This window comes from Streptomyces sp. NPDC058464 (assembly GCF_042721035.1).
GTDB lineage: Bacteria > Actinomycetota > Actinomycetes > Streptomycetales > Streptomycetaceae > Streptomyces.
Genome location: NZ_JBHXMA010000072.1, coordinates 1 through 18,620 on the forward strand (window position 1 = coordinate 1; position 18,620 = coordinate 18,620).

The window sequence follows — 18,620 nt, forward strand, 5'->3', positions numbered from 1 at the left end:
GGCCTGCACTGACGGTGCAGGCCGACGTCGCCCGGCCGTCGCAATCAGCCCCTGCGCAGTCGGGGTGGTGTCTTGACCATATGTCAGGTCGGCGTGGAGCCGTGTGACACGCCGGGCCTCAGCGTATGGCGTCACCTCGGGGCCCAGAGATGGCTGCACCGGCGGCTCTCGGTGAAGCAGCCGTCCCCTGGGGTCGCCGGCCGCGGCGTCACTCGCTCTGCGGGAGATCTGCGGTGGTCGGTCTGATCTCAGTCGCTCTCCGGCACCATCGAGACGACCACCTTGCCGGCCTTGGTTCGGCCCTGTTCGACGTACGCCATGGCCTCAAGCGTCTGGTCGAACGGGAAGGTCCGGTCGATGACCGGGCGGAGCTTCCCGCTCTCGTAGAGGGCGCCGAGCTTGCGCAGCTGGGAGCCGTTGGCCTGCATGAAGAAGAACTGGTAGCGCACGCCGAGCGCCTTGGCCTGCTTGCGGATCTTGCGGCTGAGTGCGTTCATGACCACGCCCAGGAACGAGGGGGCGCCGAGCTGCCTGGCGAAACCGGCGTCCGGCGGGCCGACGACACCGATGGCCAGTCCGCCGGGCTTCAGCACGGTCAGCGACTTCTCCAGGTTCGCCCCGCCCAGGGAGTCCAGCACCAGGTCGTAGCCGGACAGTACCTGCGAGAAGTCCTCCTTTGTGTAGTCGACGACGACGTCGGCGCCGAGATCCCTGACCAGTTTCTCCGTGTCCGTGTCCGTGGTCGTCGCCACCGTCGCGCCGAGGTGCTTGGCGAGCTGGATGACCGTAGAGCCGAGGCCGCCGGCACCGGCGTGGATGAGGACCTTCTGACCCGGCTTCACGTGAGCGCGGTCGACAAGAATCTGCCATGCGGCCAGGGCCACCAGCGGTACCGCGGCTGCCTCCTGGAGGGTGAGCGAGGCCGGCTTGGGCGCGACATCGTCCTGGTCGATGGCGATGAATTCGGCGAAGCCTCCGATCCGCAGGTCGCGCGGACGGGCGTAGACCTCGTCGCCGACCTTGATGCTGCGCACGGCGGAGCCGACCTGCGTGACGACGCCGGCCACGTCATGGCCTAGCGTGAACGGGAGCTTGTACTTCAGAAGCTGCTTGAATTCCCCGTTGCGGACCAATTTGTCCAAGGGGTTGATGCTGGCGGCGCTCACTCTGACCAGGACATCCCGGTCCCCGACGGTGGGCTCCGCCACCTCTGCGGCGCGTACGCCGTCCTTGCCGTACTTCTCGACGACGAATGCCTTCATCTCAACTGGCCTTTTCTGTGGTCTTCGCGTGGGTTCTGCTTGGCGGTCGATGCGATGGGTCGGGCAGGGTCACTGCTCGGGTGCCGAGGTGGTTGCGGAGCCACTGGCTGGTGACGCTCCTTCACGGACCGGCATCGTGCGTGCAGCCGGGTCGGTGGGGTGGCCATGACGCTACTTGCTGAGTATAGGAAAGTAAACTCAGATGCGGTTAGAATCACTCCATGGATGCGTGGACCGAAGATCTTCAGGACGCCGGCATGGACCCTCGCCTCGACCGGGACGTGTCGAACTGCTCGATTGGCCGGACTCTTGAGGTCGTGGGTGAGAAATGGACGATCCTGATCCTGCGTGAGGTCTGGTACGGCTCGTCCCGCTTCAGTGACTTCGAGCGCGTCCTTGGCTGTCCTCGTAACCTGCTCTCGGCCCGGCTCCGTATGCTCGTGGAGGAGGGGATCCTGGCCACCGAGACCTATCAGGAACCAGGCGCGCGGAGCCGGCCGAAGTATGTGATCACGCCCAAGGGAATGGATCTCGTTCCCGCCGTGATGGGGCTCCTGCAGTGGGGTGACCGTTACCGTGCGGATCCGGAGGGGCCGGCCATGCTGACGCGCCACCGCGACTGCGGCGCACCCGTCGACGTGCAGATCCGCTGTGAACAAGGCCACTCCGTGCGGGCCGAAGACATCGAGAGTGTCCCCGGCCCCGCTTTTCGCCTGAAGGCCGCCGAGTGAGCTGAGCGCGCTCGTACCGGGAGATGGGCGCGGACTCCTGCGCAGGCCCTACGGGGCGGGGTGATCCCGCCTGGCGCGTGCCTGATGGAGGCGCACCTTGGTGCGGTTGCCGCAGCGGGACATGGAGCACCAGCGGCGGTTGTGAGCAGGGGAGCGGTCCAGGAAGCGCAAGGCGCATGTGTCCGCGCCGCAGACGCGTACGCGTCCGATCTCGGGGGACAGGAGCAGTTCGACGGCGTCCTGGGCGACGAGCGCCAGTGCGGCCAGGGGGTCGGTGGTGAGGCTTGTGGTGCCCGCGGGTTCCAGGCGTCCGTCCGTGATGGCGATCTGCAAGGCCGGCCGGGGGGCTTGGGCGGCCGACCGGTTGAGTAGTGCGACGTCGGCAGGAGAGGGCAGCCGACCGTCGGCGACCGCGAGTACGGCCCGGTCGGCCGCCTCGCGCAGTCGTCGGCCCGAGGTCAGGACGGTGGTGTCGATGCGGTTCGGGCCGCCCGGCGCGAGCAGGCCGGCTTCCTGAAGCCAGAGGGACAGGTCGCCCGGATTGCGAAGCGTCTCCTCGGGCGTGGCCCGCCATCGGCAGCGGAGGGTGTTGGCGAAGTCCAGGCAGACCCGTCCACCGTCCCAGATCCACGAGTCGTCCGTTGCCATGCCCCCATTCTGCACGTTAGCTTAACCCTCTAAGAGGGTTAGCTCGTGCCGAGGAGGCGCAGCCATGGGACAGCCGACGGTGACGACCGGTGTGACCCGGGTGGACGGCGTCCGCCTGCACTACGTCCGAGCGGGATCCGGCCCCCTGCTCGTGCTGCTCCACGGCTGGCCGCAGACCTCCGACTGCTGGCGGCCGGTGCTGGCGGAACTCGCCGCCGACCACACCGTTGTGGCGCCGGACCTGCGTGGCTACGGTCTGAGCGACAAGCCCACGACGGGGTACGACAAGCGCCGGATGGCCGCCGACGTGGCCGGCCTCGTCGAGGCTCTCGGCTTCGAGAAGGCCGCGGTCGTGGGGCACGACCGCGGCGCCCGTGTCGGGCACCGTTGGGCACTGGACCGTCCGGAGCAGGTGGAGCGGCTGGCTGTGCTGGACATCGTGCCGACCCGGGAGATGTTCCGCCGCCTGGACGCGTCACTCGCTTCCGGGTACTGGCACTGGCTGTTCCAGATGCAGCCAGATCTGCCCGAGCGGCTCGTGGGCCACGACATCCGTGGGTACCTGGAGTACTTCTTCGAGCGCTGGACCTACAACCGTCACGGACTGACTCCCGAAGCGATCGACGGCTATGTCCGTGCCTTCTCCCGTCCTGGTGCCATGCGTGCGAGCTTCGACGACTACCGGGCCATGGAGCAGGACATCGTGCTCGACGACATCGATGCCGCAGCGGGCCGCCGCCTCACCATGCCGGTGCTGGCGGTGTGGGGTTCCGCGGGACTGCCGGCCCGCCTGCCCACGATGGAGATCTGGCAGGCCTACGCCGACGACGTCACCGGCGCCGAGATCCCGGAGTGCGGCCATTTCATCCCGGAGGAGCAGCCGGATGCACTGCTGGCGCACCTGCGGCCCTTCCTGGTCGGCGGCACGAGCCGGTGAACTCGTCGACGTGACGGATCGGAGCCCCTTCGGCCGAACGACCACTGCCTGTCAGGCGATCCGTCGGAAGGCGCTCGAAGACACTGTGCCGCCTTGTGCGGCAGACGAGTCTGCAAAGCGAGGGCGGCCGGCCGGTTGTGGCTGGCCGCCCCTGACTTGCGGGCCTCAGACTCCGGCCGGGGCACCGGCCGCAGCCTCCTCCGAGACCGGGCCACCGGCGTTGCGCTGCCGAGGCATCATCAGTGCCAGGGCCGCGGCGAGGGCGACCGCACCGGCTCCGACCCAGAGCGCGGGCCGCAGCCCGTCGACGAACATCGAGGGGGCCCCGTAGCCGCCCTGGGAGGAGAAGACGGCTGCGAGCGAGGCGACGCCGATGGCGCCGCCGACTTCGCGGATCGCGTTGTTGGCGCCGGAAGCGATCCCTTGTTCCTCCGGACGGACCGTGCTCATGACGAGGTTGGCGCTGGGGGCGAAGAACATGCCCATGCCGATGCCGCAGACGATCAGTGCCGGCAGCAGCGAGGTGTACGACACCTGCGCGTCGACGGCCAGTGCCCAGAGTCCGAGGCCCACCGCGTTCAGAGCCATGCCCACCGTGACGACGGGCGCGCCGCCGATGCGGTCGGAGAGCACCCCGGCCAGTGGCCCGGCGATCATGGGCATGGCGGTCCAGGGCAGCATCCGTACGCCGGCTTCCATCGGCGAGTAGCCGCCGACGGTCTGCAGGTACTGGCTGAGCAGGAAGATCGAGCCGAACATGCCCAGGAACATCAGCAGACTGGCGGCATTGATGGCGCTGAAGGAGCGGTGGCGGAAGAGGCGCATGGGAAGCATCGGGTGCTTGGCGCGCAGTTCGTAGAGGACGAAGCCGATGAGCAGGGCTGCGCCCGCGAAGAAGCCGCCCAGAACCGGGGTGCTGGTCCAGCCGTCGGTGTTGCCGCGCACCAGGGCGTAGACGATGCCGAACAGACCGCCGCTGGCCAGCACGGTGCCGGGCAGGTCCAGGCTCGGGTGGGGGCCGTGGCTCTCGTCCAGCCGGAGCAGGGCGAGCGGGATCAGCGCCAGACCGATCGGGACGTTCACCCAGAAGATCCACTGCCAGGAGAGATGCTCGGTGAGCGTGCCGCCGATCAGCGGTCCGGTCGCGACGGCTATGCCGCTGGCTGCGCCCCAGATACCGAAGGCCGCGCCGCGTCGTTCGGCGGGGACGGCCGCCGACAGCAGGGTGAGTGTCAGTGGCGTGACGATTGCGGCGCCGACTCCCTGTGCGGCACGCGCGGCGATCAGTTCGGCCATGCCGGGCGCGAGTGCTGCACCGGCCGAGGCGGTGGTGAAGATCGCGAGCCCGAGGGCGAACATCCGCCGGCGGCCGAAGCGGTCGCCCAGGGAGGCGCCGAACATGAGCAGGACCGCGAAGGTGAGGGTGTAGGCGCTCACCGTCCATTCGAGGTCTTCGAGGCCGCCGCCGAGGTCCTTTCGGATGGAGGGGAGGGCGGTGGTGACGATCAGGTTGTCGAGGGCGGTGACAAATCCGGCCACGCTGGTGATGGCCACGGCCCAGGCGGCGCTGCCGCTCCGAGCCGGGTGTTTGCGGTGCTCTGTCATGACGTTTCCTTGGTGGACGTACCTGGTGAGGGATCGATGAAGGCGGGTGCCGGGCGTTACGCCCCGGAGTGCGACACCGGTCACCGGCGTTCACCGGCCGATGCGGGATCGCAGCAGGGGGACTTTCAGGGGAGCTGTGGATACAGCACGGAGACGCCCCCGGCCAGCGCGGCCTGCGCCTGGCGGGCGGCGTTGTCCGCGAGGATCTCGTAGGCGCCGGCGGCGATTCCGTCGACGGCGATGCGTGCGATGTCGGCCGGGTCCGACTTGGCCCCCTCGACATCACGGACCATGTCGGTGTCCATGTAGCCGACGTGCAGTCCGGCCACCCGGATGCCCTGGTCGGCGAGTTGGACGCGCAGGGCGTTGGTGAGCGACCACTCGGCGGACTTGGCGGCGCAGTAGGCGCCGATCTCCGGGAAGCTGACCCAGGACAGGCCGGACAGGACGTTCAGGATCGCCCCGCCGCCGTTGGCCGCGATCTGCGGCGCGAAGCTCCGGACCATCGAGAGCGTGCCGAAGTAGTGGGTCTCCATCTCCAGCCGGATGTCGTCCAGGCCGGCTGTGAACACGTCGGCGCCGGTGGCCGATCCCGCGTTGTTGATCAGGACGGTCACATCGCCGGTGGCTTCGGCGGCGGCCGCGACGGAGGCGGGGTCGGTGATGTCGAGCGCGATCGGTCTGGCACCGGGCAGGTCCACCTGGTCGGGGTTGCGGGCCCCGGCATAGACGGTGGCGCCGCGATCGAGCAGTTCGGCGGCGAGGGCCCGGCCGAAACCCCGGTTGGCTCCGGTGACAAGGGCTGTGCTGGCGGAGAGATCCATAGAGAGTTCCTGGTGGAGTAGCAAAGGCGTGATGAATGGGGCGCCTGTGGCGTGGCCTGCCGAAAAAGGGTCGGCCGAGTTGTCTTCAGTGAGAACTCTCAGACCATTGAATTATGATCGTAATTCTAAGTGTCGTGAGTAGGTGATCGCAAGTTCTCTGTGTGGTGGGGAGGGCCGCCGCCTGCGAGGGTCCGACGGCCTGGCAGGGGGAGAGGCCGATCGTTGCGCGCCCAACGGGTGAGGGGCCTGCCGTGCGCACGGCAGGCCCCTCACGCAGTCCAGTGCAGGCGGAGTCAGAGCTTGACGATCATCTTTCCGACGTTCTCGCCCCGCATCATCGCGAGGAAGGCATCCAGGGTGTTGTCGAGGCCTTCCCGTACGGTTTCGCGGTAGTGGAGCTTGCCCGTGGCGAGCCATCCGCCGACCTCACGGACGAAGTCGGGCTGGAGATCCAGCTCCTCGCCGACCATGAAGGACAGGATGTCCGACCGTGTCACGGACAGGTTCCACAGGTTGCGGGGACCCACGACCTTCTCGTCGTTGTACTGGGAGACCATCCCGGAAAGGACGATGCGTGCGTGCAGCTTGAGCGCGCCGATCGCAGCCTCCAGGTGCTCGCCGCCGACGTTGTCGAAGAAGACGTCGATGCCGTCGGGGGCGGCCTCGGCCAGCTGGTCGGCGACCGGTCCGTTCTTGTAGTTGAACGCCGTGTCGTAGCCGTACTCCTCGACCAGCAGCTTGACCTTCTCGTCCGAGCCTGCGCTGCCGATCACCTGTCCGGCGCCCTTCAGCTTGGCGATCTGGCCGGCGATGCTGCCGACCGCGCCGGCCGCGCCGGAGACGAAGACGGTGTCGCCCTCCTTGATCTTCGCGAATCGCTCCAGCCCGATGTACGCGGTGAGGCCGGTGACGCCGAGCACGCCGAGGTAGGCGGGGAGCGGCGCCAGGTTGGGGTCGACCTTCTGCGCGGTCGCCGCGTCGACGATCGAGTGGTCGCGCCAGCCCAGGAAATGCACCACGTGGTCGCCGGGTGCGAAGCCGTCGGCGTTGGATGCCAGGACGCGGCCGACCGCGGGGCCGTCGAGCGGTGCGCCCACCTCGTAGGGCTCGATGTAGGACTTCTTGTCGCTCATCCGGCCGCGCATGTAGGGGTCGACCGAGAGGAACTCGTTGGCGACCAGGAGCTGCCCCGGGCCGAGCGCGGGGAGCTCCACCTCGCGCAGGGAGAGGTTGGACGCCGTCGGCCAGCCCTCGGGGCGGGTGTCCAGGTGCCATGCGTGTGCGGTGGTGGGCAGGGTCTGCTCGGTCATGTGGACCAAGTCCTTTCGGTGGGGGGATGTTCTCGGATTGAGGCTGACAGAAGGGTCTGTCTAGTAGACAGAGGGGTCTGTCTTCTGGGGCTCTGGGAATGGTTTGTGTCAGGTGGACCGTGGCTGGCTGATACCAGTAGGAGTCAATCGCGGCTGTGGTTCATTGACTCGGTGATCGACTCGGATCTGCCGGGTCAGTCGGAATCAGGGCAGGACGCGTCGATCAGGGCACCCGCCGCCCGTTTGGCGGCTGCCGCGGCGGTGTCGGCCTCTGCGACGCGCGTCGCCGCCAGGGTGCCGTCGATCAGGAGTGTGAGCTGGAAGGCGAGTGCGTCGGGGTCCGTGGCGCCGGCCTCGGCGGCCAGATCACGTACCCAGGCGCGGACGCCGCGCTTGTGCTCGGCGGTGATGGCGTGCGGGATGCTGCCAGGTTGGTACTCCGCAGCTGCGTTGATGAATGCGCAGCCCAGGGTGCCCGCTCGCGCCGCCTGTTCCAGCGCGACGAAGAGGCCGTAGAGCTGCTTGCGTGGGTTGTTCCCGGCTGCGAGGGCTGCCGAGCGCAGTTGGCGCCGCCATCTGTCGTCCATCAGTCGCAGGTAGGCGGCGACCACGTCGTCCTTGCTGGAGAACTGCTTGTACAGCGTGGCCTTGGCGACCCCCGATTCGGCGATCAACCGGTCCACCCCTACGGCGTGGATGCCGTGGGCGTAGAACAACTCGCAAGCCGTGTCCAGAATGCGCTCGCGAGCCGGGCGTTGCTTCGTGACCGTGCTCATGGATGTAAGTTAACAGACAGGTCTGTCCGCCACAAGCGTCGGCAGCGCGGAGTACCCCTGGAGGGGCGCTTTCAACGCACGCGAGGAGTTGTTCGATGAGCACCATCGATGGCCTGGATCTCGGCACGTTCGGCGTCTACACGTTCGACTTCGAGGTCCAGTCGGCGGCGCGGATCCGCGAATCGGTTCAGGAACTCGAAGCCCAGGGCTGGCGGGCGCTGTGGATCCCCGAGCTGCTGGGGCGCGACGCACTCACACACGCAGGCTTCCTGCTGTCCGCCACCGAGCAGATGCGTGTCATCAACGGCATTGCGCAGATCTGGTCACGCGGAGCCCGGTGGGCATACGGCGCCGCCCTCCTGTTGGCCGACGCCTACCCCGACCGGCATGTCCTCGGGCTTGGCTTCGGCGGCGGGCAGGGGGCGGGGACCAAGCCCTTGGCGGCCATGACCGCCTATCTCGACGAGATGGACGCACTTGAGACGCCCAACCCCATGCCGACGGCTCCGATGCGCCGCATCATGGCCGCCTACGGGCCCAAAATGCTGGAGCTGGCTCGTGAACGTACCGCCGGCGCGCAGACTTATCACGTCAACGTGGCTCATACCGCGCAGGCGCGCGAGATCCTCGGACCGGACGCGTTTCTGGGCGTCGAGCACGCGGTGCTGTTCGAGTCCGACCCCGGCAAGGCCCGTGCGATCGCACGGGAGCATCTGCACATCTATCTGAACACTCCGTACAACATCGCGAAGTTCCGACGGCTCGGCTACTCGGAGGCGGAGATCGCCGGTGGTGGCGACCGCATCGTGGACGACCTCGTGTTCTGGGGCGACCTGGACACCATCGTCGAGAAGCTCCGTGCCCATGTCGACGCCGGCGCCGATCATGTCGCTGTACAGGTGATCGGGATCCAGCCGGGTCAGACCGCGATGCCGTACTGGCGCATGCTCGGTGAGGCGCTGCTGCCCCGGGGCGGCAACGCCTGAACCGCGGTCTGTACGGAGCGCCGCGCCCGTGATGGGGGCGCGGCGCTTCTGCCTGGGCGGGCTCGCCGAGTACGCCGCATGGCCGGCGTCACACGGTCGGGGTCCTGAGGTCCTTGCGGAGGATCTTGCCCGAAGCGGACTTGGGTATGACGTCGATGAACTCGACCTGCCTGACCTTCTTGTACGGGGCGACCTGGCGGGCGACGAACTCGATGACCTCGTCCGCGGTGAGGTGGGTACCAGGCTGACGGACGACGAAGGCCTTGGGTATCTCCTCACCGTCGGCGTCGGTGACCCCGATGACCGCAGCATCGGTGACGGCCGGGTGGGTCAGCAGCAGAGCCTCCAGTTCCGCCGGCGGGACCTGGTAGCCCTTGTACTTGATCAGTTCCTTGAGCCGGTCGACGATGAACACCCGGCCGGCGTGGTCGACCTGGGCGAGATCTCCGGTGTGCAGGAACCCGTCGGGGTCGATCGTGGTCGTGGTTGCCTCCTCGTTTCCGAGATATCCGGCCATCACGTTCGGTCCCTTGACCCACAATTCGCCCGGTTCGCTCAGTCCTCGGGCGGGGTAGGCGACTTCCTCGCCGGTGGTGGGGTCGACGATCTTGTTGACCGTGTTGGGGAGGGGCCAACCGCAGGAGCTGAGCGGCGCGGCCTCACCGAAGAATTGCCGGCCGCCGTCCGCGGGCATGCAGTGGCTGACCGGGCTCAGCTCACTCATGCCGAAACCTTGGAGCACACGCACACTCAAACGCTTGGCGACGGCGCTTCCGAGTTCTGCGTCCAACGGCGCAGCGCCGGACATGAGGACGCGCAGTGACGACGTCTCGTACTCGTCGACCAGCGGATGCTTGGCCAGCGCCACCGCGACCGGAGGGGCGATGAAGCCGTAGGTGATCCGGTGTTCCTGGATGGTCTCCAGGAACGCACCCAGATCGAACCGGGGCATGACGACCAGTGTCGCCCGAGCCTGCAGTGCCGCGTTGAGCAGCACTGTCATGCCGTAGATGTGGAAGAAGGGCAGCACCGCGAGGATCTTGTCGTCGGACCCCATCGCGAGCAGCGGACGGATCTGCGCCACGTTCGCCACCAGATTCCGGTGCGTCAGCATGACGCCCTTGGGATTGCCGGTGGTTCCGGAGCTGTAGGGCAACACGGCCAGATGCGTGGCCGGATCGAAGTCGACCTGCGGCGCAGGAGCCTTGTGGGCCAGCAGGTCGTCGGCGTTCGGATGTCCGGAGGCGGATTCACCGTCTCCGTCCAGGACGATCAGACGCTCCGGTGTGATCCCGACCGCCTCTGCTGCCTGCTGTGCCTGCGGCAGCAGTGCGGTGACAGTGATCAGCATCGTCGCCTTCGCGTCGGTGAGCTGCTTGGCGATGTCGTGAGCGGTGAACAACGCGTTGATGGTGGTCGCGGTGGCACCGGCCCGCAGAATGCCGTGGAAGGCCGTGGCGAACAGGGAGGAGTTCGGCGCCAGCAGTCCCACCACCGCTCCCACACCGATCCCGCGAGCGGCCAGCGCCCCGGCGGTCGCGTCCACCCGGTCGATCAGGTCCCGGTAGGTGGTTCGCACCCCGTCGGCGGCATCGATGAGCGCGACCCTGTCCAGATCTGTCTGGTCGATGCCGCTGAACAGCAGGTCGAACACGCTCACTTCGGGGATGTGCACGTCGGGGAACGGGCTGGTGAAACCCATGGCTGGTCTCCATCGCTCAGGTACGGGTGAGTGGTCGAGGCAATCAGGAAGAGTTCGCCGAGTCCTGCGGCGGGAAGTTTTCGCCGCGATCCGCGGCGGTGAGGAACGTCAGGACGTGGGCGGCGAACGTGTCGGGGCATTCGAGCTGCGGCATGTGACCGATCCCGGGCAGGAGATGCGTCTCGGTGTGCGGGAGGAGCCGGCGCGCCGAGTCCAGATGACGGGCGGGCAGCACCCGGTCGTGGTCACCCCAGATGATCAGAGTGGGTCAGGGGTGCTTCATGACAGCGGTGATCAAATCGGCTCGCCAGCCGGGCCTGGCGCCGCGTGCTGCGGCGAGTTCCTGGACTGTTTCGAGCAGCACGGCATTCGGGTCGGGCTGGCCTGCGATGGCCAAGGCGTGGTCGATGCGATCTCTGGTGACCATGTCGGGATCGGCGAACCGGGTCGGCGCCGACTCGAACAGGTTCGTACGTGAGATCTGTCAGAGGGAAGGTTCGCCCTGGAGTCGTCAATGACGGGCTGCCGTCCCACCCTTGATCGACCGGCGGTCCGTGGTCACGCGGTGGCAGGTGGGTCACGCCGGACTTGCCGTAATCGATCACTCCGGCGGCTCGACGTGATCGTTACACGGTGTTGGCAGACGGCTCGACCACCTGTTGAAGCGCTCATGGCACACCTTGTCGTGTGACTGCCCCGCACTGACGGCGGCCGGTGGAGCGGTGCTCGGTCTTGTGGGTCCGAGCGGGCTGCCCGAGTACCGGCGCTCGCCAGCGCCTCGGTGGCTAACAGTAGAAGTGCCACTATCATCATGCAAGTAACTAGCTATCGTGAGGGAAGTCACCGAAGGTTCATGAGTCCTGCTCGTTCCTTCGCGCGAGTACGGCTCGGAGTTGGTCGTCCGCGGACGGTCCGGGCAGGAACGTGGCGTGTTCCTCGTCGATGGGATGGCCGGTCGCGCGGTCGATCAGCATGGGGTCGACGTCGGCGCCCGAATCCTTGTCCACCAGGCGCACGTTCGGCGCGTCCGGCGGGAAGTGGGCGCTGCCGAAGGCGTACAGCGCGATGAGTACCGGCTGGAATGCGCGCCCGACCTCGGTCAGTACGTACTCGTCCCGCGGAGGGCGTTCGCTGTAGCGGCGTCGTTCGAGAAGACCGGCCTCGACAAGCGCGCCGAGTCGGCGGGTCAGGGAGTTCGGCGAGATGCCCAGGCTCTTCTGGAACCCGTCGAACCGGGTGATGCCGTGTGTCGCGTCCCGCAGGATGAGGATGCTCCACCACTCACCGACCCGTTCCAGCGCCAGCGCGACGGGGCAGCTCATGTCCTGAAAGCTCTTCCGTTCCATGATGGAAGTTTAGGTATGTCGCATCGGTCCCCCGGTGCTGCGAGCCGCTGCCGCTCCGGGGTGCCCTTCCTGTTACGTGAAGGCCGGCAGAGGGAGAGTCATGGTGGGACCGGGCGCACTGACAAGCGGTAAGTCTCGGCCAGGGCCAGTGCCGCCATGTCCCGGCTGCGGACTGGCCGGCTAGGGGCGTGGAGCTGGAGCACACGGCGCTGAGTCGCTAGGCGATCGCTCGGCTCGGGGATGAGGTCCGTGATCTGTGAGGATCGGTGGTCCTGGCCGACCGCGGGCACTGGATCCCAGCAGGACGTTCCTATGAGGTGAAGCGGGAGCTGCTCGGCTTCCTCTGCGATCTCTGATCCACATGCGGGCACGTACTGGCCAGGGTGAGTCGTCGTCGCCCAGTCCCTCGACCGGACGGCGGACGCCGGTGGGTACAGAGATGTGCTTGGATCATTCTTTACCCGTACATTTTGGTCTATGGGAACAGAAGCCCATGCCTTCCTTCGAGATCTCGCCCGAGGGCTGAAGCCCCGATCGGATGACCTGGCCGAAGTCGTGCTGCAACACTTGCGCAGCGAGCTTCCCGAGGTATGGCAGCACGAGGACATCGCCGCTCTGGCGCCAGTGGCGCTGTCCGAACACCTCGACACCGTTCTGGATTTTATTGAGCGCGGACGCGAGTTGTCCGAGGTCACGACGCCGCCGGCGGCCATCGATTTCGCTTGTCGGCTTGCCGAGCACGGGGTTCAGATCAGCGAATTGCTGCGCGTCTATCGGCTCGTCCACGCGGGTTTGTTTCATTTGTTCCATGAGGAGACCGGCCGTCTCACCAAGGACCCTGTGCTGCTCAACGCAGTGACGATCACACTGAGCGCGCTGGGTTTCGAGTACGTCGATCGCACCGCGCAGCAGGCGGTCGCGGCGTACCAGAGTGCACGCGACCGCTGGCTGCAGCGGCGGCTGATCACCATCAACGAAGCGGGTACGCGGATCGGGACCACCCTGGATACCACCCGCACCGCCCAGGAACTGGCGGACGTCGGCACCGACCACCTCGCGGACTTCGTGACCGTCGACCTTCTCGACGCCGTCTTCTGCGAAGAAGTAACGCATCCGGCAGAGGGGCCGCCGCTACTCCGTCGCATCGCGCAGTCCGTCTCCGACTCTTCGATCGGCGGCACGGACCCGGCCGTCGCCCCAGGGTTGAGGCACAGCTACCCGGAGGAGTCGGAGCCGGCTGTCGTACTGGCCACCGGACAACCCCTCCGTCTCGGCATCACGGCAGCCGACGCGCCGACGTGGCTGACGGGACCTGCGGAAGCCGGATGCGGCTCGGACACCGGCGGTACCCACTCCATGCTCCTGGTCCCGCTGTGGGCACGTGGGAACCCTCTGGGGCTGGCACAGTTCTCCCGTGGCCGCACCGCCGAGTCCTTCGACGACGACGATCTCCTTCTTGCCCAGGAGATCTCCTCCCGAGCAGCGGTGAACATCGACAACGCCCGTCGCTACACCCAGGAGCGGCGCACCGCACTCACCCTCCAGCGCAGTCTGCTGCCACAGCACGTGCCGGAAGAGTCCGCCGTCGAGACGGCCTCCCGCTACCTGCCCAGCGGAACCCGAGCCGGCGTGGGCGGTGACTGGTACGACGTGATCCCGCTCTCCGGAGCACGCGTCGCCCTCGTCGTGGGCGACGTGGTCGGCCGCGGCCTCCAGGCCTCCGCCACCATGGGCCGACTACGAACGGCCGTCCGTACTCTGGCGGACATCGACCTCACCCCCGACGAACTGCTGACGCACCTCGACGATGTCGTCATCCGTCTGCAGCGCGCGGAGCAGAGGGGCATGGACGAGATCAGCGCCACATGTCTGTACGCGGTCTACGACCCCGTTTCCCGCGTGTGCTCCCTGGCCAGCGCCGGACACGTTTTGCCGGCCGTCGTGACTTCTGGTGATGCAGCGACCTCCCGCGCAGTCGCCTTCCCGGAGGTGCCGATCGGTCCGCCGTTGGGTCTGGGTGGGTTGCCTTTCGAAACCGCCCAGTTCGAGCTGGATCAGGACAGCCTGCTGGTGCTGTACACCGACGGCCTCATCGAGAGCCGCGCCCGCGACGTGGACAGCGCCATCGCGATCCTGTCCGATGTCCTCGCTCACGCACCGGAGTCCCTGGAGGAGACCTGCGACGGCCTGCTCGACGCGCTGCTGCCGGGGCGCCCTGCCGACGACGTCGCCCTTCTGGTGGCGCGTACCCGAGCGTTGGACGCCGATCACGTCGCGACACTGGATCTCCCCTCTGATCCGGTCGTTGTGTCCGAGGCGCGTGCTTTCGCCTCCGACCTGCTGGCCGCCTGGGGACTGGAAGAGATGACGTTCACGACGGAGCTGGTGGTGAGCGAACTGGTCACGAACGCCATCCGCTACGGCAAGAGCCCCATCCAACTGCGGATGATCCTTGAGTCCACCGTGACGTGCGAGGTTTCCGACGCCAGTGGCACCGCCCCGCACCTGCGCCGCGCCAGGACTTTCGACGAGGGAGGCCGTGGCCTGCTCCTGGTTGCCCAGCTCACCGAACGCTGGGGCACGCGGCACAATCGCGAGGGCAAGGTCATCTGGGCGGAACAGGTGATTCCATCCGCCCTTGCGGAGCAGTCCCACTACACCTTCGACGGGGTTTGAGCGGTTGAAGGCCTTCTGGAACCGGCGAGGCTACGGGCGGCCGCCCAAGACGACCCGTAGCCGCACCGCGTCGGGTCAGGACCTGGCGGAGACTTCGGCGTGGGCAGCGCGCAACGAGACTTTGTCGATCTTGCCGACCGCGTTCTTCGCGATGGCTTCCACCACGACGAACGAGGCCGGCCTTTTGTAGCCGGTGAGGCTGCGTGCGCAGAGCGCCTTCAGCGACTCCGTGTCGACGGTCGAACCTGGTCGGGCCTGGACGTATGCGACGACCACCTCGCCCCACTTCTCGTCGGGTACACCGATCACGGCGGCCTCAAGCACCGACGGATCAGCGGTGAGCACATCCTCGATCTCCTTGGGGTAGATGTTCTCCCCACCCCGGATGATCATGTCCTTCGAGCGTCCGACGAGGGTCAGATAGCCCTCGGTGTCGAGGTGACCCACGTCGCCGGTGTGCAGCCAGCCGTCGACGACAACCTTGGCCGTCTCGTCCGGACGGCCGAGGTAGCCCCGCATGACGTTGGGGCCTCTCACGACGACCTCGCCGTCCGTGCCGGGCGCCACCTCGCCGCCTTCGGCGTCGATGATCCGGATCTCCTGGCCGGGGAAGGGAAGCCCCACGGTTCCGGCGCGTCGAGGTCCCGCGACGGGGTTGATGGTCGAGCCGCACGTTCCTTCGGAAAGTCCGTACCCCTCGACAAGGGGAAACCCGTACCGGGCCTCGAACCGGGTGAGCAGTTCGGCGGAGGCAGGGGCGGCGCCGCAGACTCCGAACCTCAGCGACGATGTGTCGGGCCGGACATCGTCCGGGAGTGCCGCGAGCATGCCGTAGATGGTCGGGACGGCGCTGAAGAAGGTGGGACGCTCCCGCTCGACGAGGTCGAAGAAGCCGCGAGGATCGAACCGGCCGCCCGCGATGACGACACTGGCGCCGGCGAGCAGCGGCGTCAGGACGCTGACCACGATGCCGTTGACGTGGAAGAGCGGCAGGATCAGCAGACAGCGGTCACTCGGCCCGACCTGGAGGGACTGGCGTCCCATCTCCACCATGGCATCGATGTTGGCGTGATCGAGCATCACGCCCTTGGGCACTCCGGTCGTACCGCTGGTGTAGATGAGGAGGGCCAGAGCCGACGAGTCCAGATGCGGAGCGCGATCCCACTCGGCCACCTGGTCGCTCAGCTCACCGACGGTGAGCGTGGCCAGACCGGCAGTGGTTTCCGTACCGTCTTCGGCCACCAGTAGGCGCGCACCGGAATCCTTGAGCTGGCGGATCACTTCGACGTCGGTCATGCTCGGATTGACCGGTGTGACGGTGGCGCCGAGCCGCCATGCCGCGAACAGCAGCACGACGAACTCGACGCGGTTCGTCAGCTTGAGGGCGACGACGTCGCCGGTCCCGATTCCGAGGTCGTGCAGCTGACGCGCCGCCGTGCGGACGCGCTGCAGCAGCCGGGTGTTGGTGAGGGATCCTTGCCCGTCGGCGACAGCTGCCCCGTGAGGGTCGGCCGCGGCTCGACGGTCGGGCAGAGAAGCGAAGTTCATGGCGAGAGTACCTGTCTCGGTGTGATGCGAACCGGTCACGTCGTCCAAGCGGCGGGCGCCGGGTCCAGCCGGCGGGAGAGGAACTCGATCTGGTCGTGGACCAGAGCCTCGAAGGTCTCGCCGGTGTAGAAGTCGAAGTGGCCGGCGTCGTACCTCTTGATCTCTCCCAGGGGCGCGGTGCGCGCGTACCGGAGGGTCTGGGCGGGAGGCGTGACGGAGTCGGTGTTGCTGACACAGAAGAGGATCGGGATGGTGACCTTCTTCGCCGCGCGTCCGGGTCGGTATGCGGCGATGGACGGAATGACCCGTGCCGCCACCTCGTTGCGGAACGTCGTCCCGGCCGGCTGCAGCGCCTCGTATCCGGGCAGGGCGTCCGGCGCGTTCATGAGGGCCGGTGAACCGGGGGCCGCGGCGATGGGCACCATGGCCGGCGCCTTGCCGCGCACCCTGGCCGCCAGATCCCGCGCGAGCACGGGGGTCACTTTGAGTGAGGCGACCGGGCCGAGTGCGAGCGCGGAGGCGAGGCCGTCGGTGAACGGGCACTGGGCCACGGCCGCGCGCAGCTCGGGATGGCGTGCGGCGACGGTGATGGCGTGGCCGCCGCCGAAGGAACTGCCCCACACCGCGACACGCGCCCGGTCGACGTCATGGCGCGACTTGACGTAGGCGAGGGCGGAGTCCCAGTCGGTCAGCTGACGCTTGATCGACAGGAGCTGGCGCGGGCGGCCGCCGCTGTCGCCGAAGTGCCGGTAGGTGAAGGCGAGAGCGGCGATGCCGGCCTGCGCGAAGCGCTCGGCGAAGGCATCCAGGCGCATCTCGCGGGTGGCGCCCAGGCCGTGCCCGAGGACGACGACGGGCGGGGCGGTAACTCCCGTGGGCAGGTAGAGCCAGCCGGCACAGGCACTGTCGCCGGAGGGGAAGGTGACGTTCTGACGGATGACGGACGGCAGATCGGTCATGATCGCCTCACCGTCCGTTCGCCGGGCCGCGCCCGGGCACGGTGCCCGAGGTCAGTGCCTGCTCATAGGTGTCCGGCCGGTAGAGCGGCAGCTCGCCGGTGGTGTCCGTACTCTTCCTGTAGTCGAGCATCAGTTCCTGTCCCTCCTTCGACGTGACCCTGATGAAGAACTCCGCGCGTTCGACGTGCAGACCGTCCTGCAGCGACTTCGAGCCGCCGAAGTACACCGCCCGTTTGGCGGCCGCGACCGACCCCTTCGGCCTCTTGCCGAAGCGTTCTGCGAGTTCGACCGCGTGTGCGACCACCGCGTTCTGCGGAACGACCTTGTCGACCGCGCCGTTGGCGAGAGCCTCCGCGGGAGTGAACGGCTTGCCTTCGAGAATCGCGGCCAGGGAACGGTGCGTGCCGATCAGGCGGGTCAGGCGCTGGGTGCCGCCGCCACCCGGGATGATGCCGAGCAGGATTTCCGGCTGGCCGATGAAGAAGTCCCCGTCGGCCATGACCCGCAGATCGCACGCCCAGGCGAACTCCGCGCCGAGACCGAGAGCCGAACCGTTGAGGGCCGCGACGAAGAGCACACCGCTGCCGTTCATCCTCAGGAAGGTCGTGTGAAGGCGCTCCAACTGGAGCGCTCCGCGCATCGGTGTCCTGCGCATCACGGCGCCCAGGACACGAGACCGGTCCACATACTTCGCCACGCGTACGACGGCGGCGGCACCGCGGCGGCCGACCCTGGGGCTCGCCGCGCCTTCCTCCTGCAGCCATCCGACCGCGGCATGACTGACGAAGCGTTCGGGGTGCGCCCCGGTGAAGACCACGGCACGGATGCCCGGGTCACGGTCCACCCGGTCCAGCAACTTGTCCAACTGATTGGCGATGTCCAGGCCGAACACCTGGTGGGGACCGCCGTCGACCCGGACGATCAGGACCGCGCCGCGGTTCTCGATCTCCAGACGGCCCGTGTCTTTGTATGGCATGAATTCTGCTCCCGTGCTGAGTTCGTCCCGTGCTGAGTCCATGGGAGTGTGAGATGCGTGTGGACAGCCGCGCATGGACGGTGCGGCGATGGGGCTGAATCGCCGAGGTCTGCGGCCGTGCCGTCGGCAGGGATCCAGGACAGTGCGTGGATGCACCCCCGAGGACGCACACCCATGTCCCGGAGGGTGCGTCACTCGTGGTGTGTATCCTGACCTCGCACGATTCATATAACCAAGTTATTTCAAGTGTGACATCCGCCACTAAGTGTTATCGATCCCAAGCGATCGCGGCCGGCGGCGGAGTCGAGTGGAGGTGCGAGGCCATGCCAGGGCG

17 protein-coding genes are annotated in these 18,620 nt (G+C 67.6%); 4 read left to right on the top strand and 13 right to left on the bottom strand.

Going from position 1 to position 18,620, the window contains the following annotated elements; translation table 11 throughout:
- Positions 1-248 precede the first annotated feature (248 nt).
- On the bottom strand, positions 249-1,262 hold the full coding sequence (locus ACFWPQ_RS48775; protein WP_383719794.1) for an NADP-dependent oxidoreductase: 1,014 nt from the start codon (positions 1,260-1,262) through the stop codon (positions 249-251).
- Between the two features lie 257 nt (positions 1,263-1,519).
- Between ACFWPQ_RS48775 and ACFWPQ_RS48780 the strand changes: the two genes are divergently transcribed.
- The gene (locus ACFWPQ_RS48780) at positions 1,520-1,993 is read left to right on the top strand and encodes a winged helix-turn-helix transcriptional regulator (RefSeq protein WP_384050902.1); all 474 of its coding nucleotides are present in this window, start codon (positions 1,520-1,522) and stop codon (positions 1,991-1,993) included.
- Between the two features lie 48 nt (positions 1,994-2,041).
- Here the strand turns inward: ACFWPQ_RS48780 and ACFWPQ_RS48785 are convergent, their stop codons facing one another.
- Positions 2,042-2,641 (bottom strand): CGNR zinc finger domain-containing protein, encoded by a 600-nt coding sequence (locus tag ACFWPQ_RS48785; RefSeq protein ID WP_384050852.1) that lies wholly within the window; start codon positions 2,639-2,641, stop codon positions 2,042-2,044.
- A gap of 64 nt (positions 2,642-2,705) precedes the next feature.
- Here ACFWPQ_RS48785 and ACFWPQ_RS48790 point away from each other — a divergent pair, with 64 nt between their 5' ends.
- A complete protein-coding gene (locus tag ACFWPQ_RS48790) occupies positions 2,706-3,578 on the top strand; it encodes an alpha/beta fold hydrolase (protein ID WP_383719785.1) in 873 nt (290 codons plus the stop codon).
- A gap of 165 nt (positions 3,579-3,743) precedes the next feature.
- Here the strand turns inward: ACFWPQ_RS48790 and ACFWPQ_RS48795 are convergent, their stop codons facing one another.
- From ACFWPQ_RS48795 to ACFWPQ_RS48810, 4 genes are all read right to left on the bottom strand, one after another.
- The gene (locus ACFWPQ_RS48795) at positions 3,744-5,183 is read right to left on the bottom strand and encodes a DHA2 family efflux MFS transporter permease subunit (protein ID WP_384050855.1); all 1,440 of its coding nucleotides are present in this window, start codon (positions 5,181-5,183) and stop codon (positions 3,744-3,746) included.
- A 125-nt stretch (positions 5,184-5,308) separates the two neighbouring features.
- Positions 5,309-6,007, bottom strand: a complete 699-nt coding sequence (locus tag ACFWPQ_RS48800; RefSeq protein ID WP_383719780.1) for an SDR family oxidoreductase — start codon at positions 6,005-6,007, stop codon at positions 5,309-5,311.
- Positions 6,008-6,300: 293 nt separating this feature from the next.
- The gene (locus ACFWPQ_RS48805; protein WP_384050858.1) at positions 6,301-7,317 is read right to left on the bottom strand and encodes an NADP-dependent oxidoreductase; all 1,017 of its coding nucleotides are present in this window, start codon (positions 7,315-7,317) and stop codon (positions 6,301-6,303) included.
- A gap of 194 nt (positions 7,318-7,511) precedes the next feature.
- On the bottom strand, positions 7,512-8,093 hold the full coding sequence (locus tag ACFWPQ_RS48810) for a TetR/AcrR family transcriptional regulator (protein WP_383719776.1): 582 nt from the start codon (positions 8,091-8,093) through the stop codon (positions 7,512-7,514).
- 95 nt (positions 8,094-8,188) lie between these two features.
- Here ACFWPQ_RS48810 and ACFWPQ_RS48815 point away from each other — a divergent pair, with 95 nt between their 5' ends.
- Entirely contained in the window at positions 8,189-9,079 is an 891-nt protein-coding gene (locus tag ACFWPQ_RS48815; protein ID WP_384050861.1) for a TIGR03620 family F420-dependent LLM class oxidoreductase, read from the top strand.
- A gap of 88 nt (positions 9,080-9,167) precedes the next feature.
- Here ACFWPQ_RS48815 and ACFWPQ_RS48820 read toward each other — a convergent pair whose 3' ends face one another.
- The 4 genes from ACFWPQ_RS48820 to ACFWPQ_RS48835 all read right to left on the bottom strand — a co-directional run bounded on the left by ACFWPQ_RS48820 (position 9,168) and on the right by ACFWPQ_RS48835 (position 12,127).
- Positions 9,168-10,781 carry a 4-coumarate--CoA ligase family protein gene (locus ACFWPQ_RS48820; protein WP_384050864.1) on the bottom strand — a complete coding sequence of 538 codons (1,614 nt, stop codon included), beginning with the start codon at positions 10,779-10,781 and terminating at the stop codon, positions 9,168-9,170.
- Between the two features lie 43 nt (positions 10,782-10,824).
- Positions 10,825-11,016 (bottom strand): alpha/beta fold hydrolase, encoded by a 192-nt coding sequence (locus tag ACFWPQ_RS48825; RefSeq protein ID WP_384050867.1) that lies wholly within the window; start codon positions 11,014-11,016, stop codon positions 10,825-10,827.
- 33 nt (positions 11,017-11,049) lie between these two features.
- Positions 11,050-11,208: a hypothetical protein gene (locus ACFWPQ_RS48830; RefSeq protein ID WP_384050870.1), complete on the bottom strand. Its 159-nt coding sequence runs from the start codon at positions 11,206-11,208 to the stop codon at positions 11,050-11,052.
- Between the two features lie 424 nt (positions 11,209-11,632).
- A complete protein-coding gene (locus ACFWPQ_RS48835) occupies positions 11,633-12,127 on the bottom strand; it encodes a winged helix-turn-helix transcriptional regulator (protein ID WP_383719766.1) in 495 nt (164 codons plus the stop codon).
- A 477-nt stretch (positions 12,128-12,604) separates the two neighbouring features.
- Between ACFWPQ_RS48835 and ACFWPQ_RS48840 the strand changes: the two genes are divergently transcribed.
- The gene (locus tag ACFWPQ_RS48840; protein WP_384050873.1) at positions 12,605-14,803 is read left to right on the top strand and encodes a SpoIIE family protein phosphatase; all 2,199 of its coding nucleotides are present in this window, start codon (positions 12,605-12,607) and stop codon (positions 14,801-14,803) included.
- A 75-nt stretch (positions 14,804-14,878) separates the two neighbouring features.
- Here the strand turns inward: ACFWPQ_RS48840 and ACFWPQ_RS48845 are convergent, their stop codons facing one another.
- Genes ACFWPQ_RS48845 through ACFWPQ_RS48855 form a run of 3 tightly spaced genes read right to left on the bottom strand, consistent with a single transcriptional unit; the run spans position 14,879 to position 18,286 of the window.
- Positions 14,879-16,351: a class I adenylate-forming enzyme family protein gene (locus ACFWPQ_RS48845; protein ID WP_384050876.1), complete on the bottom strand. Its 1,473-nt coding sequence runs from the start codon at positions 16,349-16,351 to the stop codon at positions 14,879-14,881.
- A gap of 35 nt (positions 16,352-16,386) precedes the next feature.
- Positions 16,387-17,310: an alpha/beta hydrolase gene (locus ACFWPQ_RS48850; RefSeq protein WP_384050879.1), complete on the bottom strand. Its 924-nt coding sequence runs from the start codon at positions 17,308-17,310 to the stop codon at positions 16,387-16,389.
- Between the two features lie 7 nt (positions 17,311-17,317).
- Positions 17,318-18,286 carry an enoyl-CoA hydratase/isomerase family protein gene (locus ACFWPQ_RS48855; RefSeq protein WP_384050881.1) on the bottom strand — a complete coding sequence of 323 codons (969 nt, stop codon included), beginning with the start codon at positions 18,284-18,286 and terminating at the stop codon, positions 17,318-17,320.
- Positions 18,287-18,620: the final 334 nt, after the last annotated feature.

Bases quoted from the DNA above. Each gene is read 5' to 3' on its own strand.
- ACFWPQ_RS48835 (WP_383719766.1), bottom strand. From the start codon at position 12,127: ATGGAACGGAAGAGCTTTCAGGACATGAGCTGCCCCGTCGCGCTGGCG.
- ACFWPQ_RS48815 (WP_384050861.1), top strand. From the start codon at position 8,189: ATGAGCACCATCGATGGCCTGGATCTCGGCACGTTCGGCGTCTACACG.
- ACFWPQ_RS48795 (WP_384050855.1), bottom strand. From the start codon at position 5,183: ATGACAGAGCACCGCAAACACCCGGCTCGGAGCGGCAGCGCCGCCTGG.
- ACFWPQ_RS48845 (WP_384050876.1), bottom strand. From the start codon at position 16,351: ATGAACTTCGCTTCTCTGCCCGACCGTCGAGCCGCGGCCGACCCTCAC.
- ACFWPQ_RS48830 (WP_384050870.1), bottom strand. From the start codon at position 11,208: ATGGTCACCAGAGATCGCATCGACCACGCCTTGGCCATCGCAGGCCAG.
- ACFWPQ_RS48775 (WP_383719794.1), bottom strand. From the start codon at position 1,262: ATGAAGGCATTCGTCGTCGAGAAGTACGGCAAGGACGGCGTACGCGCC.
- ACFWPQ_RS48840 (WP_384050873.1), top strand. From the start codon at position 12,605: ATGGGAACAGAAGCCCATGCCTTCCTTCGAGATCTCGCCCGAGGGCTG.
- ACFWPQ_RS48780 (WP_384050902.1), top strand. From the start codon at position 1,520: ATGGACCCTCGCCTCGACCGGGACGTGTCGAACTGCTCGATTGGCCGG.
- ACFWPQ_RS48800 (WP_383719780.1), bottom strand. From the start codon at position 6,007: ATGGATCTCTCCGCCAGCACAGCCCTTGTCACCGGAGCCAACCGGGGT.
- ACFWPQ_RS48855 (WP_384050881.1), bottom strand. From the start codon at position 18,286: ATGCCATACAAAGACACGGGCCGTCTGGAGATCGAGAACCGCGGCGCG.
- ACFWPQ_RS48785 (WP_384050852.1), bottom strand. From the start codon at position 2,641: ATGGCAACGGACGACTCGTGGATCTGGGACGGTGGACGGGTCTGCCTG.
- ACFWPQ_RS48810 (WP_383719776.1), bottom strand. From the start codon at position 8,093: ATGAGCACGGTCACGAAGCAACGCCCGGCTCGCGAGCGCATTCTGGAC.
- ACFWPQ_RS48820 (WP_384050864.1), bottom strand. From the start codon at position 10,781: ATGGGTTTCACCAGCCCGTTCCCCGACGTGCACATCCCCGAAGTGAGC.
- ACFWPQ_RS48805 (WP_384050858.1), bottom strand. From the start codon at position 7,317: ATGACCGAGCAGACCCTGCCCACCACCGCACACGCATGGCACCTGGAC.
- ACFWPQ_RS48850 (WP_384050879.1), bottom strand. From the start codon at position 17,310: ATGACCGATCTGCCGTCCGTCATCCGTCAGAACGTCACCTTCCCCTCC.
- ACFWPQ_RS48790 (WP_383719785.1), top strand. From the start codon at position 2,706: ATGGGACAGCCGACGGTGACGACCGGTGTGACCCGGGTGGACGGCGTC.